Raw genomic sequence first — 14,247 nt, 5'->3', positions numbered from 1 at the left:
TCAGTCCCAGTCCAGACCCTTGCGGCGCCACACGTACGCGTAGGCGACGAGCACGGTGACGATGAACAGCAGCATCTCGACGAGCGCGAACAGCCCCAGGCCCGAGGAGAGCACGCGGCCGAGGTCGTCCGTCTGCGGAGCGAACGAGACGGCCCACGGGTAGAGGAAGATGATCTCGATGTCGAAGACGATGAAGAGCATCGCCGTGATCATGTATTTGAGCGGGAACCGTCCGCCACCGACCGGCTGGGGCGTCGGCTCGATGCCGCATTCGTAGGCGTCAAGCTTGGCGCGGTTCCAGCGCTTGGGACCGGTGAAGGGAGCGATGGCGACCGAGAAGATCGCGAAGCCCCCCGCGAGAACGGCGAGCACCAGGATGGGCACGTAAAGGTCCATCGCTACGCCTCCTCTGGAGTCGCCGCGCGCGCGGGCGCGCAGCCGGATCTGTTGATTGCGAGATTCATGCTGGTGGCGCGACCTTCGAGAGTGCGTTAATGATCATGTCCGACGCATCGCCTCGCCGGTCGGTGAGATTACCAAGGAGTTTCAGCGCGAAGCGCATCAGCCTCGGGTGAGGCAGCCCGTGCTTGGTGCCGAAGCTCATCACCCCGGGCTTCCCGATCGCCTCGACGAACAGTCTCCCCAGGGTGAAGTAACCGCCGTAGGCGTCCTTCAGCACTTGAGGATAGGTCCGCAGGGTCCGTTCCCGCTGCGCGGGGGTGGTGGTCCTGAGGGCCTTCGCGATGATCTCGGCGGCGATCTCGCCGGTCTCCATGGCGTAGGCGATGCCCTCGCCGTTGAACGGGTTGATCGCCCCGCCGGAGTCTCCCACGAGCACCAGGCCGCGTGTGTAGTGGGGCTGCCTGTTGAAGGCCATCGGGAGCGCGGCGCCGCGGATCGGGCCCGTCATGTTCTCCTCGGTGAAGCCCCACTCCGCCGGCATCGACCGGCACCAGCGCCGCAGCAGGTCGCGGTAGTCGATGTTGCCGAACTGTGAGCTGGTGTTGAGCAGCCCGAGCCCCACGTTGGAGGTGCCGTCGCCGACGCCGAACACCCAGCCGTAGCCGGGCAGCAGTGTGTCGCCGTCCCACAGCTCCAGCCAGGTCTCGAGGTAGTCGTCGTCGTGGCGCGGGCTTTCGAAGTAGGTGCGCACGGCCACGCCCATCGGGCGGTCTTCGCGCTTGTGCAGGCCCATGCCCAGGGCCAGGCGGGTGCTGTTTCCGTCGGCGGCCACGACCACGCGGCTGCGGAAGGTCCGGCCGTCCTTGGTGGTGACGCCGACGATGTGGCCGCTGCGGTCGTCGAGGACGGGGCCGGTGACGGTGACGCCCTCCATGAGGCGGACGCCGTTCTTGACCGCGTTGGCGGCGACGATCTCGTCGAAGTCCTGGCGGGTGCGGACGAGCCCGAAGTCGGGGAAGCGGTCGAGCTGCGGCCAGTCGAGCTCGAAGCGCAGGCCGCCGCCGACGACGCGCAGTCCCTTGTTCCTGATCCAGCCGGGCGCGTCGATGTCGACGCCCATGTTCTGCAACTGCTTGACCGCGCGGGGGGTCAGACCGTCGCCGCAGACCTTCTCCCTGGGGAACGTGGTCTTCTCCAGGAGCAGCACGTCGAGCCCGGCCTGCGCGAGGTGAAAAGCGGTTGCGGAACCGGCGGGACCGGCGCCGACGACGATGACGTCGGCGGCGTCAGCCTGTATGGCTGTTGGCACGGTCACTGGACTGTCCTGTCCCTACACGCTCGAAGGCCGTGGGGGTGTCGCGCCTTCGTTCCTTTGTGAACCCCTTCACAAACTTACCGGCCCGCAGTCTACTGCTTTTCGGGTACATAGTGGCAGTCGGGGTGCCGTTCTGTGATCCAAGTGGACGGCGTGTCGCCTGGGGCCAGCGCACTCATGATCCGTCACGCTAGCAGCAGGCCCTGACTGGATCCGAGCCCGGCCGGTCAGGAGCCCGCTCCGCTCCCGAGCGCCGCGCCGTCCATGCGTCCGGCACCCGCGCATTCGCCGCGGCGATTTCTTTCACCGGACTCGTCCCACTGAAAATGCCGCGGAAACGCGCCCGGCCGCCGCGCTCAGGCGGGCTTGAAACCCCGGTGCACGGCCACGATCCCCGCGGTGAGATTGCGCCAGGCCACGCGTTCCCAGCCGGCTCGCTGGATGGTCCCGGCCAGCGTCCGCTGATCGGGCCAGTCCCTGATCGACTCGGCCAGATATTCATAGGAGTCGTCGTTGGAGCCGAACACCTTGGCCACCTTCGGCAGCATCCGCATCAGATATTCGCGGTAGACCAGGTCGAACGCTTTGACGGTCACATGGGAGAACTCCAGAATGACCAGCCGGCCGCCCGGCTTCGTCACCCGCAGCATCTCCCGCAGCGCGAGGCCGGTGTCGTGCACATTGCGCAGCGCCACCGAGATCGTCACCGCGTCGAACACGTCGTCGGCGAACGGCAGCCGCATCGCGTCACCCGCGAGGAACGGCACCCCGGCCCCCGACAGCGCGTTGCCCCCGTGCCGGGCCACGCCGGTGCGCAGCATGCCGAGCGAGAAGTCGGAGGCGATCGCCCGCGCGCCCAGCGTGGTGAACGCGTCGGTGGAGGTGCCGGTGCCGGCCCCCAGGTCGAGCACGAGCTCACCGGGACCCGCGTCCACGGCGGCGGCCACCACCTTGCGCCAGAGCCTCACCTGCCCGAGCGAGATCACGTCATTGACCAGGTCGTAGCGCCGGGCGGTGCGATCGAACATCGCGGCGACCTCATCCGGCTGTTTGTCCAACTGAGCGCGCGTCATGCCCCACACCCTACGGGCAGGCGCCCCCGGGCCGGCGGGCATGCCCATCCGGGACAATCGACGGAAAGTAGCCATGAGACTACGCAACGTCTGCTAGATATTGGCGAATGCTTTCCCGTGTCGCCCTTGCGGCCATCATCGCCTCGGCTCCCGCCGCGCATCCGCGCGTCGTGTCGGCCGACCCGATAGACACCACCCCTCATGTGCTCGACGGCATCGTCAACGCCATCACCGTCGTCGGGCGCACCGTCGTCGTCGGCGGCTCGTTCAGCGAAGTGAGCGACGCCTCCCGTGGAACGATCCACGCCCGTGACAACCTGTTCGCCTACGACCTGGCCACCGGCCGGATATTGCCCGGCTTCGCGCCGAGCGTGGCCGGGCCGGTCTTCGGCCTGGCCGCCGGCGACCGGGACACCGTCTACGTGGGCGGCGAGTTCCACGGCGTGAACCAGCAGCGGGCCCGCGGCCTGGCCAGGCTCGCGCTCGCCGACGGCTCGCTCGCGCCCGGCTTCGATCCGCGCATCGGCGGCGGCATGGTGACCTCGGTGGCCAGGCAGGGGGCCAAGCTGTACGTCGGCGGCGACTTCACCAGCCCGCGTACGGCGCTGGCCAGGCTCGACGCCACCACCGGCGCGGCCGACCCGGCCTTCGCCATCACGCCGGGCGGGCCGCTGACCGCCCGGGTGAAGGTGCACGCGCTGGCCGTCTCGCGCGACCGGCTCGCCGTGGACGGCTCGTTCACCACGCTCGGCGGCCACTCCAGGCCGCAGCTGGGGCTGATCGACGTCGGCGGCGCGCAGGCCAGGGTCGCGCCCTGGCGTACGGAGGCGTACGCCAAGCCGTGCAGCCCCAACTTCCCCTCCTACGTACGCGGCCTCGACTTCTCCCCCGACGGGAGCTATTTCGCGGTGGTCACCACCGGCGGCGCCAGGGGCGGGATCTGCGACACGGCGGCCAGGTTCGAGACCTACAGCAGGGGCTCGGCGATCAGGCCCACCTGGGTCAACGCGACGGGCGGCGACTCGCTCTACGCCGTCTCGGTGACCGGCGCCGCGGTCTACGTCGGAGGGCATCAGCGCTGGCTGGACAATCCGCGGGGCCGTGACTCGGCGGGGCCGGGCGCGGTGTCACGGCCGGGGATCGGCGCCATTCATCCGCGCACCGGAAAGGCGCTCAGTTGGAATCCCACTCGGGAGCGCGGCATCGGCGTGAAGGCGTTTTACGCGCACGGCGGCGGACTACTTGTCGGTAGCGACACAACGAGACTCGGACGGGAGTACCATGCCCGGATTGGCATGTTCCCCCTGCCCTAGTCGTCTTGCGGCTTCGGCCGGTCGATCCTGTCGCTGAGTCGCTCGCTCACGGCGTCACGCTGCTTCGACAGCAAGACGTAGCTCGCTATGCCGCTGATCAAGAAAGAAGCCACGATCAGCGCGATCGGGTTTTGCAGTCCGAGCAGGAACAGGACACCGAGAGTCACGAGAAACAGGGCGAGTCTGGACGCGGTGTAAAGGAGAACGGGACGCACAGGTCGAGGTTACTCGGACCTGTGTACGGCTCGCTCTTCGCATCGGTCGCGAGCACTGCTACTGTTCCCAGTTAGGGAGTTTCGTAAAGAAACACCCACGAGAGCCCCAAAGAGGCTCTATCATATAACAATCGGGCAGTCAGCTGATAACAACCCGTGATCTTTGTCGAAAACCACGGATAAATCAGGCTTCGCTCGACACACTTGTTACCTGTCCGCCCGCTGGCAGGAAGCGGGATGCGAGGGGGAGAGATTGGTGGAGAGTAGCAGCGAGCGTCTGCTGACCCCAGGAGAGGTTGCCGCCCTCTTCCGGGTAGACCCAAAGACGGTTACGCGCTGGGCTGCGGCAGGCCGCATCAGCAGTATCCGCACCCCCGGAGGGCACCGGCGCTTCCGCGAGTCGGAAGTCCACGCCCTTCTCCGAGGCGAGGACGTTCTTACGGCCGACAGGCCAGCAGGTGAGTCCCCGCGCGTCTGACGTTCCGTCAAGTCGGTGATCCTGCACGGTGGCCCGTCGTTCAACGGCGACCACTGCCACCAGGATCACCGCTGGCGGGACCCACTGTTCGGCGTGCTTTCCGGCCACACTTCCGTACGGCGAGCACGGGGCGGCGCCAACCGCCGACCGTGGCTGGCGCCTGCCCATTCTCCCCGCCCAGGCAGCGACCGGTCATCCGTCCTGTCCCCCGCTCGGACAGCGACCGATACTCCGTCCTGTCCCCCGCCCGGACGTGCCTCGCGCCGCCGGCTCAGGCATCCTCCTGCTGGGCCTTGAAGGCCAGGAACTCGCGCTCCAGCTCGTCGTTCTCCTCTTCCCAGCGACGGCGGCGCAGCTCCGCCTCCTCCTCGGTCAGCGACTCCGGCAGCCACTGCTCGTAGTCGGGGTCACCGGGTTGCACGTCCACGTACGCGTTGCCGATCAGACGCCCGTCTTCGCTGGACAGGCTCTGCGGCACGCGCAGTGTCCCGTCCGCGAGCCGGATGACGTACATCGCCGATCACCTAGATTCCGTAGCGCCGGTTGAAGAACAGCATGATGTCGAGCGCCATGCGCGTGTCGCCGCCGAGCATGTCGACGAGGGCCGGGCGCTGGCGGGAGGCGATGGCGGCGAAGGCGTCGGCGAAGAACTCCTTGCGGCCCAGCCCGCCGCCCTGACGGTGGAACGTCGAGGCCAACAGCGGGACGGCCGCCTCGTAGAGCCGCACGAACTCCGGCGAGTCGGACACCCAGTCGCCGTGGGCCGAGTCGATGTCGTCGATCGCGTGGCCCACCTCGTGCATCATCACGTCGGGTGTGGGTGAGGGGCGGTCGCCCACGACGATCTTGCGGTCGCCGTACGCGCCCGCGCAGATGTCCCAGGTCGCGCGGCCCGACGGGAGCGGGGCGCCGCGTAAGTAACCCATGTCGTCGAGGTCGGGAACACCGCCGGGGCCGACGTAGATGCCCTCCAGGCCCTCCGCGAGCAGCTCCTTCAGCCGCTCCGGCAGCCTGGCCAGGCTCTCCACGGCGCGGATGACGTCCACCGGCGGCCGGCTCCGCCTGGCGTCCCACTGGCGGTGCAAAATCGTCTCCAGCTTGCCGCAGTGACGCAGGCCGTCGCCGAGCGAGGGCGCGTCGGGGCGGTTGGGCTGGGCCCTGAGCGGCTGGTCGGCCAGCTCGAAGTCGTACCAGGTGTAGCGGGGACGGTCGATCATGACGGCGGCCGGCAGCCGCTCGCCGCGTTCGCGCAGCGTGAATCCGTCCCGGCTCATCTCATGACGCCTTTCCCACGACCCGGGGGCCTCGCCGCCCGGCCACGTCATCCGGTCACGCTCGCCACCCGGCCACGTCATCCGCTCACGCTCGTCGCCGCCGGGCCACCTCGCCCTCTCCCGCCCGCCGGCGCCGGACGCCCGCTCGTGCTCGCCGGGCCAGGCCACCCGCTCGGCGCGTTCGCCGCCGGGCCAGCCGGACCGATCGGGCGGGCCCGCGCCGGGACGCCCCGCCGCCGCCTCGCGCCGCGCGGCGGCCTTGGCCTCCTGGCGCCGCTCACGGGTCCTCGACCAGAAGGAGCGCTGGGCGTCGGGCGGGGCCTCGGCGCGGCGGGAGAAGAGGTAGGAACCGCGCCGCCACCAGCGGCCGCGCCGATGCCGACCTTTGTCGCCCGGACTCCTGTCCGCAGAAAAGGCCATCGCACCTCTCAACGCCCGTGGATGCCCACCCGGCCTCTCGGACCTCCGTGGACACCGCCACATCCGTTTCCACCGTACGACGCGGATCTTCCGCTAGTCACCCGATATGGGACATCGGGCAGCACGATCAGGTCGTGCGATGGCTTACAGTTCGGGCATGGCAGTTGTTCTGATTGGCCTGGCGCTGCTGGTCTTCTGGCTCTTCTCGCTTTTCGACGTGGTCACCACGCCCGAAGACGAGGTTAGGAACGTACCAAAGGCACTGTGGATCCTCATCGTCGTAGTCATCCCTCTGCTCGGCGGCGTGGTGTGGATGGTCCGCGGCCGTCCGCGCGCCCCGCACGCGGCCTGGCCCGTGCCCCCGGGGCCCGGCATGCCGAAGGGGCCGGATGACGACCCCGACTTCCTGCGCGACCTCGACCGCCGCATGCGCGGCGACGACGTGAGCTAGTGCTGTGACCGGGCCCGCCGATGGTCGCCGCTCGCGCCGTCGATGAGCTCACGCACGATGTCCATGTGACCGGCGTGCCGGGCCGTCTCCTCGATCATGTGGATGAGCACCCAGCGCAGCGTCACCTTCTCACCGCGCTCGTTCCTGCCGAGATCCTCGAGGCCGAACTTCCCGATGACCTCGTCCGACGACGCGCGGGCGCGGGCGTAGAAGGCGAGGACCTCGGCCGTGCTCTCGCCGGCATCGACGCGCAGATCGGCGTTCTCGTCATCGTCGTCGAACGGAAGCTCCTCGTGCTCCTGCCCGAACGTGTCGGCGAACCACCAGTACTCGACGGCCGCCAGATGCTTGACCAGGCCCAGCAGGTTCGTCCCCGACGGGGTCATGGGGCGTCGGAGCGCCTCGTCGTCCAGGCCCTCGACCTTCCACAGCACGGCGTCGCGATGACGGTCCATGCTGGCCTGGAGACTTTCCTTCTCACCACCGGTGAACGGCACTGTTCTCATGCCGGGAACCTAACAGCCGACGGCATGGACCCTGGCCGAGGCGCTCACGCCGTCATCGCCGTCAGTCGACGTCGGCGTAGCTGTGCAGGCCGTCGATGAAGATGTTGACGCCGATCAGGTTGAACATCAGGCAGCCGAACGCCACGAGCTGCACGATCGTGGCGGCCCTGCCCTTCCATCCGGCCGTCGCCTTGGCGTGCAGGTAGGCGGCGTAGGCCACCCAGGTGATGAAGGCCCACACCTCCTTGGGATCCCAGCCCCAGTAGCGGCCCCACGCCCGGTCCGCCCACAGCGCGCCCGCGATGACGGCGAACGTCCACAGCGGGAAGGCGAACACGATCGCCCGGTGCGCCACCCGCTCCAGGTCCGCGCGGGCCGGCAGGCGTGACGCGCCGTCGCCGCGCACCAGGTAGAGGATGCCGGACACCCCGGCCATCGTCATCAGGCCGGTGGCGATGATGGCCGCGGTGACGTGGATGGCGATCCAGTACGAGTCCAGCGCCGGCACCACCGGCCCCGCGACCGTGTAGAACACCTTGACCGCCAGCCCGAGGCCGAGCGCGGCGGTGACCATGACGAACGCGCCCAGGAAGCGCACGTTGTGCCGGATCTGGGTGACGAGGAACGCGGTCACGGCGGCGAAGCAGATCGCGACCACGAACTCGTACATGTTGCCCCACGGCCACCGGTCCGCGGCCAGGCCGCGGGTGACGAGGGCGCCGAAGTTGGCGGCCCAGCCGAGCCAGGCGAGCGCCAGAGCCACCGTCCCGGCCCGCGCGGGCACGTTCGGCGCCGTCGGCCCGCTCGCCGTCCCGACGGCCCCCGCGCCCGCCTCAGCGGCCCCGGCTCCCGCCGCCACGGAGGCTTCGGACGTGACCGAGGCCGGCTCGGACGTGGCGGACGACTCACCGTCCCGCACGGCGGCTCCGACCGCGACCGGCCGCCTGGCCTCGACCGGCTCCCCATCGGCGGCCCGATCGGTGGCCCGGTCGGTGGCCCGGTCGGTGGCCCGGTCGAGGCGGGTCCGGCCGAAGGCGAGATCGACGGCGAAACCGACCATGGCGACGACGTAGAGCAAGACGGCTGCGACGACGAAAAGGTCGCTCAGCTCGGCGAGTCGCTCAGCGGACATCCTTGTCTCCTGCTGCTGATAGAACCTTGACGATTTCGGCGAACTCCTCGGCGAAGCCCGTCGCGGACCCTTCCGTACGGGTCAGGCCGCCCACCTCGGCCCGGCCGCCCGCGATCCGGACGAACACCCGGCGGCGGCGGATCATGAGCGAGAGCGCGATGGCGACGACGGCCGTGCCGGCGGCGAGCAACGCGGGCATGCGGCCCGGGTCGTAGGCCATCTGGAGCGTGATCCACTCCTTGACGCCGATGTACTCGAGCTTGCCCAGCCCGCCGGGCAGATCGACCGACTGCCCCACGGCCAGCGGCTTGGGCATGTCGGTGCCCATGAGCACCGGCTTGAGCTTCTTCAGCACCTCGGGCTCGGCCAGCTCGTAGACCGACTGCGGCTTGCCCGAGCGGACGCCCAGATCGCCGGAGAAGGCGCCGAGCACCTGCACCTCCGGGTTGAGCTCGCCGGGGAAGGCGGAGGCGTGGTTGCCGTCGGTCAGCGGCACGCTGGTCGGCAGGAACCGCAGCAGGAACCCCAGCTGCGACGGCTGCGCGTCGGGCACCTTGACCACGCAGCCCGAGGTCATCGTGGCCTTGTCCTCGATCAGGCAGGCCACGGGCCCCTCGAAGGCCACCTGCCCCTTGCCGTCGGTCACCTTGAACACGGGCGCGTAGCCGTTGCCGATCAGGTACGTCTGCGTGCCGTCGATCTCCAGCGGATCGTTGACCTTGAGGTCGTAGTCGCGGGCCGGCGCCTGCGGCGAGTCGTTGACCTTGAGGTGGGCGCTGTAGTCGAGCGCCTGCCCGCGCTTGTCGTCGGTGACCTGGTAGGCCACCTTGAAGTCCTGGAGCTGGAAGGAGAACGGCTCCAGCGACTCCGCCGAGACCTGGCTGCCCGGGAAGAACCGGTCGTAGGCGGCCACGGTGTTGGCGAAGCCGTCGCCCTCGACGACCAGCACGTTGCCCCGGTAGCCGTAGAGCGAGCCGCCCGCGATGGCGAGCAGGATGCCGAGCAGGGCGACGTGGAAGAACAGGTTGCCGGTCTCGCGCAGGTAGCCCTTCTCGGCCGACACCCAGCCGTCGCCCGTCACGACGCGGAAGCGCAGCCTGCGCAGCCGCCGCGCGGCCTGCTCGACCGCCGGCCCGTCGTCCAGGCCGGTCTCGAACGCGGCGGTGTGGGGCAGCCTGGACAGGTTCTTCGGCGCGGCGGGCGGCTTGCGGCGCAGCTCGCGCACGTAGGTCGCGGTACGCGGGATGACGCAGCCGATCAGCGAGGTGAACAGCAGCAGGTAGATGGCGGCGAACCAGACCGAGGTGAAGACCTCGAAGAGCTGGAACCGGTCGTACCAGGCGGCCAGCGCCGGGCTCTGCTCGTAGAGCCGGGCGACCTTGTCGGGCTCGACACCGCGCTGCGGCACCAGCGAGCCGGGCACCGAGCCGAGCGCGAGCAGGAACAGCAGGATGAGGGCCGTCTTCATCGAGGTGAGCGTGCGCCACACCCAGCGCGCCCAGGCCACGGGCCCGAACGAGGCCCGCTCGGGTGCCCGCTTGCGCTCCAGCTCTTCGACGCTCATCAGATCACCGGCTCGAACGCGCCGATCAGGCCCTGCATGGCCGCGATCATCTCTCCCCAGAGCCCGGTCACGAGCAGCACGCCGACGGCCACCATCATGCCGCCGCCGATCCTGGTGATCAGGCGCGAGTGCTTGCGGATGGCACGGAACGTGCGCAGGGCCCGGCTGTAGGCCAGCGCCGCGCCGATGAACGGCAGGCCGAGGCCCAGGGCGTACGCGACGGCCAGGAGCGCGCCGCGTCCTGCGCTGCCCTCGTTGAGCCCGAGCGTCAGCACGACGGCCAGCGTCGGCCCGATGCACGGCGTCCAGCCGAGCCCGAACACCACCCCGAGCAGCGGCGCGCCGGCCAGTCCCGCGGCGGGCAGGCGGTGGATGCGCACGTCGCGCATCAGGCCGGGCAGCACGCCGAGGAAGGCGAGCCCGAGCCCGATGGTCAGCACGCCGAGCACGCGCGTGATGATCTCCGCGTTGCCCAGCATCATGGACCCGAGCCCGCCGAACAGCGCCCCGCTGAGCACGAACACCAGCCCGAACCCGGCCACGAACAGCGCCGTCCCCAGCACCAGCCGCCCCCGCCTGGGGTCGGCGCTCATGCCGGTCACGTACGACAGGTAGCCGGGGACCAGCGGCAGCACGCACGGCGACAGGAACGAGACCACGCCGGCCAGCACCGCGATGGGCACGGCCAGCAGCAGCGAGCCCGAGGCGACGACATCACTCATCGCGCACCTTGGTCACCGCGTTCATCAGGTCGGTGTACTTGACCGCGCCCAGCGCCCTGGCCGCGATCCTGCCCTGCTTGTCGATGATCAGCGTGGACGGGATGGCCGCGGGCGGCACCGTGCCCTGGAAGGCCAGCGCGACCTTGCCCGGCTGGTCGAAGAGGTGGGGGTAGCCGGTCTGCTCGGTGCGCTCGAACGCCTTCGCGTCGGCCTGGCGGTCCTTGAAGTCGACGCCGAGGAACTCGACGCCGCCGGCCTTGGTCTTGGCCGCGACCTCCTTGAGCACCGGCGCCTCGGCCCGGCACGGGCCGCACCAGGACGCCCAGAAGTTGAGCACCACGACCTTGCCCTTGTGCGCGGCCAGCGAGGCGGTGCCGCCGTCGAGGGTCGGCCCCTCGATCGCGGGCGCGGTCTTGCGCTCGCTCGCCTCGAACACCTGCATCTTCCCGTCGCCCGCGACGAACCGGGTGTCACCGGCCGCGGGCTGACCGCCCTGGGCGCCCGCGCAGCCGGCGGCCAGAAGGGCCAGGGGGGCCAGGAGAAGGAGGGAGATGGACTTGGCGCGCACGGAGGAAGATCTCCTTGTACTACAACCGGTAGAGCTTGCAACTCTACCGGTGCGTCCTTCCGCCCCGGACATCAGGCCCCGGGGACGGCGGGCCCGTCTCGCCGGGCTCTTCGCCCGGGACATCAGGCGCCGGGGACGGTGGGTCCCGTCTCCAGGCCTCCGGCCGGCTCGCTGTAACCGATGCTGACCAGACGATCGCCGTCGAACGTGAGCGTCGTGAGGCTGGCCAGCGCGCACTGCCGGCGGCGGGGGTCGTGCCACAGCCTGCGGCCCTCCGCGGCCGACCTGATCGCCCAGATCGGCAGCTGGTGGCTGACCAGCACCGTCTCGTGGCCGCGCGCAGCCGCCCGCGCCTCGTCGATGATCGACTTCATCCGCTGGACGATGACCGGATAGGGCTCGCCCCAGGACGGACGCATCGGATTCCAGAAATAGCGATAGTTGCGCGGGTTGCGCAGCACGGCCAGTCCCTGGCCCAGCACCCGCCCCTCCAGCAGGTTGCCCGCCTCGATCAGCCGCTCGTCCTGGACGACCTCGATGCCGAGTTTCGCGGCGAGCGGAGCCGCCGTCTCCCGCGCGCGCTCCAGCGGTGAGCTGTAGAGGGCGACGATGTCACGGCCGCCGACCGCCTTGGCGACCGTCTCGGCCATGAGCCGGCCCGTCTCCGACAGGTGGTAGCCGGGCAGCCTGCCGTAGAGGACGCCCCCGGGATTGTGCACCTCACCGTGGCGCAGCAGGTGGACGACGGTGGTTTCAGCCATGGTGGGCCCAGCCTATCCGCTCGGCAGGACCGTGCCGCCAGGGCCTCGCGGGGCGCGCGCGGTAAAGTCGGGCCGGAAGGGAGCCTCCCGCGTGAGCCCATGGGCACTCGTCCTCGTCATGACCGCCGCCGTCTCCCACGCCACCTGGAATCTGCTGAGCAAACGGGCCGCCCAGGCCGACGGAGCGGTCTTCCTCTGGCTCGTCGCCGTCGCGGCGGCCGTCGTCTGGAGCCCGTTGTTCGCCGGGTTCCTCCTGGTCACGGGCACTCCCGTCACTCTGAAAGACCTCGCGGTGGCGGGCGGCAGCGCCACGCTGCACCTCGGCTACTTCGTGCTGCTCCAGCGCGGGTACGGCCGCGGCGACCTGTCACTCGTCTACCCGGTCGCCCGGGGCACGGGGCCGCTGCTGGCCTCCCTGGTCGCGGTGTTGTTTCTGGGCGAGCGCCCGTCGGTGGCCAACATCGCCGGGATCGTGCTGATCGGGGCCGGGGTGTTCCTGATGAGCGGCGGGCACGCGGAGCTCAAGGGGCTGGTGCCCGGGCTGGTCGTGGGGGTGTTCATCGCCGCGTACACGGTGTGGGACTCGCGGGTGGTGAGCGCGTTCGCGGTGGCGCCGATCATGCTCAACTACCTCGGCGAGGTGGGGCGGGCGCTGGCGCTCACGCCCTTCGTGCTCGGCGCCCGGCGGGCCCTGATCCGGCCGGTCTGGCGGGAGCACCGGTACCGGGTGCTGGGGGCGGCGGTGCTGATCTTCCTGTCGTACCTGCTGATCCTGTTCGCGTTCACGATGGCGCCGGTCAGCGTGGTGGCGCCGGCCCGTGAGGTCAGCGTGCTGATCGCGGTCCTGCTCGGGGGGCGGCTGCTGGCCGAGGGCGACGTACGGCGGCGGTTGATGGCCGCGGCCGTCATCCTCGGCGGCGTCGTGGCCATCGCCCTGAGCTGACTCCGCCCTGAGCTGACTCCGCCCTGAGCCGGCCCCCTCAGCCGGGCGCCCGCTTGTCAGGTGACGGCCCAGGCGTTCTCCTGTTGTTTGCTGGCCTCCACCAGCGCGTCGACCATGGCGCGGATCGCGGGGCGGCGGGCCGCGTCCTGGCGCCAGATCGCGTAGATGCGCCGGGACTGGCGCGGCAGCAGCGGGACGAGCCGGGCGCCGTCGGGCACGCAGTCACGGCCGAGCCGCGGCACGATCGCGCAGCCCAGGCCGGCCGCCACCAGCGCGAGCTGGGTCGGGTACTCGTCGGCCATGCACGAGATCTCCGGCTCAAGCGAGGCGCTGCGCAACGTGTAGACCAGCCAGTCGTGGCAGACCGTGCCGGGGGCGCCGCTGATCCACTGCTCGCCGCTCAGCGCGGCCAGCTCGATCTCGCGCCGGTCGGCCAGCGGGTGCGTGGCCGGGATGGCCACGTCGGCGATGTCGTCCAGCAGTGTGGCCTTGGACAGGCCCTCGGGGATGGCCATGGGCCGGTTGAGCCAGTCCTGGATCACGCCCAGGTCCAGCTCGCCCCTGGCCACCTCGCGCACCACCCGCTCGGGGTCGCGCTCGCTGAGCTGCACCTGCAGGTCGGGATGGCGTCCCCTGAGCGAGACGAGCGCGCCCGGCATGAGCCCGCGCGAGGCGGTGGGGAAGGCGGCGATGTTCAGCCGGCCGACGACCTCGCCGCGCAGCGCCTCGAAGTCGGCCTCGGCCGTCTCGACCAGGGCGAGGATGCGTTCGGCGTGCTCGGCGAGCAGCCCGGCCGCGTCGGTCAGGCGCACGCCGCGCCCGTTGCGCTCCATGAGCCTGGCGCCGGTCTCGCGCTCCAGCTTGGCGATCTGCTGCGACACCGCCGACGGCGTGACCATGAGGGCGTCCGCGGCGGCCCCGACGGAACCGTAGACGTGGACTGCGTGAAGTGCCTTCAACCGGTTCAAGTCCAACATGTAAGCCAGCCTAAACGGTTTAGCGTAGAAAGTCTCGCTTGTCGTTGAATGTGTAGCAGATGAAAATAGATGCATGAGAATCATCAAGTCGAAGAAGCAGCAGACCGGTTCCGTCTCCTACCTCAAGGTGCTC

At 70.1% G+C, this 14,247-nt stretch carries 17 protein-coding genes; 4 read left to right on the top strand and 13 right to left on the bottom strand.

Annotation, left to right across the window (positions count from 1 at the left end; all coding sequences use genetic code 11):
* The 3 genes from B0I32_RS32200 to B0I32_RS32190 form a co-directional block, all read right to left on the bottom strand.
* Positions 1 to 396, bottom strand: a complete 396-nt coding sequence (locus B0I32_RS32200; RefSeq protein ID WP_080043646.1) for an NADH-quinone oxidoreductase subunit A — start codon at positions 394 to 396, stop codon at positions 1 to 3.
* Between the two features lie 64 nt (positions 397 to 460).
* Positions 461 to 1,717, bottom strand: a complete 1,257-nt coding sequence (locus B0I32_RS32195) for a geranylgeranyl reductase family protein (RefSeq protein WP_106246184.1) — start codon at positions 1,715 to 1,717, stop codon at positions 461 to 463.
* A gap of 356 nt (positions 1,718 to 2,073) precedes the next feature.
* Positions 2,074 to 2,790, bottom strand: coding sequence for a demethylmenaquinone methyltransferase (locus B0I32_RS32190; RefSeq protein WP_106246182.1), 717 nt, complete (start codon positions 2,788 to 2,790; stop codon positions 2,074 to 2,076).
* A gap of 107 nt (positions 2,791 to 2,897) precedes the next feature.
* Here B0I32_RS32190 and B0I32_RS32185 point away from each other — a divergent pair, with 107 nt between their 5' ends.
* Positions 2,898 to 4,103, top strand: coding sequence for a hypothetical protein (locus tag B0I32_RS32185; RefSeq protein ID WP_106246181.1), 1,206 nt, complete (start codon positions 2,898 to 2,900; stop codon positions 4,101 to 4,103).
* On the opposite strand, the gene B0I32_RS32180 is transcribed toward B0I32_RS32185, so the two are convergent.
* Complete coding sequence (locus B0I32_RS32180; protein ID WP_106246179.1) at positions 4,100 to 4,318, bottom strand: DUF4229 domain-containing protein; 219 nt, start codon at positions 4,316 to 4,318, stop codon at positions 4,100 to 4,102. The two genes, B0I32_RS32185 and B0I32_RS32180, sit on opposite strands and share 4 nt — an antisense overlap.
* 256 nt (positions 4,319 to 4,574) lie before the next feature.
* Here B0I32_RS32180 and B0I32_RS32175 point away from each other — a divergent pair, with 256 nt between their 5' ends.
* On the top strand, positions 4,575 to 4,796 hold the full coding sequence (locus B0I32_RS32175; RefSeq protein ID WP_026214226.1) for a BldC family transcriptional regulator: 222 nt from the start codon (positions 4,575 to 4,577) through the stop codon (positions 4,794 to 4,796).
* A gap of 271 nt (positions 4,797 to 5,067) precedes the next feature.
* Here the strand turns inward: B0I32_RS32175 and B0I32_RS32170 are convergent, their stop codons facing one another.
* Positions 5,068 to 5,310, bottom strand: a complete 243-nt coding sequence (locus B0I32_RS32170) for a hypothetical protein (RefSeq protein WP_106246178.1) — start codon at positions 5,308 to 5,310, stop codon at positions 5,068 to 5,070.
* A 10-nt stretch (positions 5,311 to 5,320) separates the two neighbouring features.
* A complete protein-coding gene (locus B0I32_RS60205; RefSeq protein WP_245956160.1) occupies positions 5,321 to 6,490 on the bottom strand; it encodes a hypothetical protein in 1,170 nt (389 codons plus the stop codon).
* A 157-nt stretch (positions 6,491 to 6,647) separates the two neighbouring features.
* On the opposite strand from B0I32_RS60205, the gene B0I32_RS32160 reads away from it, so the two are divergent.
* Positions 6,648 to 6,941 carry a PLDc N-terminal domain-containing protein gene (locus B0I32_RS32160; RefSeq protein WP_106246437.1) on the top strand — a complete coding sequence of 98 codons (294 nt, stop codon included), beginning with the start codon at positions 6,648 to 6,650 and terminating at the stop codon, positions 6,939 to 6,941.
* On the opposite strand, the gene B0I32_RS32155 is transcribed toward B0I32_RS32160, so the two are convergent.
* From B0I32_RS32155 to B0I32_RS32130, 6 genes are all read right to left on the bottom strand, one after another.
* A complete protein-coding gene (locus B0I32_RS32155; protein WP_106246176.1) occupies positions 6,938 to 7,447 on the bottom strand; it encodes a DinB family protein in 510 nt (169 codons plus the stop codon). The two genes, B0I32_RS32160 and B0I32_RS32155, sit on opposite strands and share 4 nt — an antisense overlap.
* A gap of 61 nt (positions 7,448 to 7,508) precedes the next feature.
* A complete protein-coding gene (gene ccsB / locus B0I32_RS32150; protein ID WP_106246175.1) occupies positions 7,509 to 8,579 on the bottom strand; it encodes a c-type cytochrome biogenesis protein CcsB in 1,071 nt (356 codons plus the stop codon).
* The gene (gene resB / locus B0I32_RS32145; protein WP_106246173.1) at positions 8,569 to 10,143 is read right to left on the bottom strand and encodes a cytochrome c biogenesis protein ResB; all 1,575 of its coding nucleotides are present in this window, start codon (positions 10,141 to 10,143) and stop codon (positions 8,569 to 8,571) included. The genes ccsB and resB overlap by 11 nt, the downstream gene beginning before the upstream one ends.
* Entirely contained in the window at positions 10,143 to 10,865 is a 723-nt protein-coding gene (locus B0I32_RS32140) for a cytochrome c biogenesis CcdA family protein (RefSeq protein ID WP_106246171.1), read from the bottom strand. Before B0I32_RS32140 ends, resB begins: the two co-directional genes overlap by 1 nt.
* The gene (locus B0I32_RS32135) at positions 10,858 to 11,433 is read right to left on the bottom strand and encodes a TlpA family protein disulfide reductase (protein WP_245956159.1); all 576 of its coding nucleotides are present in this window, start codon (positions 11,431 to 11,433) and stop codon (positions 10,858 to 10,860) included. Before B0I32_RS32135 ends, B0I32_RS32140 begins: the two co-directional genes overlap by 8 nt.
* A gap of 122 nt (positions 11,434 to 11,555) precedes the next feature.
* A complete protein-coding gene (locus B0I32_RS32130; RefSeq protein ID WP_106246167.1) occupies positions 11,556 to 12,194 on the bottom strand; it encodes a histidine phosphatase family protein in 639 nt (212 codons plus the stop codon).
* Positions 12,195 to 12,285: 91 nt separating this feature from the next.
* Here B0I32_RS32130 and B0I32_RS32125 point away from each other — a divergent pair, with 91 nt between their 5' ends.
* The gene (locus tag B0I32_RS32125; RefSeq protein ID WP_181307994.1) at positions 12,286 to 13,137 is read left to right on the top strand and encodes a DMT family transporter; all 852 of its coding nucleotides are present in this window, start codon (positions 12,286 to 12,288) and stop codon (positions 13,135 to 13,137) included.
* Positions 13,138 to 13,193: 56 nt separating this feature from the next.
* On the opposite strand, the gene B0I32_RS32120 is transcribed toward B0I32_RS32125, so the two are convergent.
* Positions 13,194 to 14,114 (bottom strand): LysR family transcriptional regulator, encoded by a 921-nt coding sequence (locus tag B0I32_RS32120; protein ID WP_106246164.1) that lies wholly within the window; start codon positions 14,112 to 14,114, stop codon positions 13,194 to 13,196.
* Positions 14,115 to 14,247: the final 133 nt, after the last annotated feature.

This window comes from Nonomuraea fuscirosea, from assembly GCF_003001935.1.
Lineage (GTDB): Bacteria > Actinomycetota > Actinomycetes > Streptosporangiales > Streptosporangiaceae > Nonomuraea > Nonomuraea fuscirosea.
This window is presented reverse-complemented; position numbering and strand designations above follow the sequence as displayed.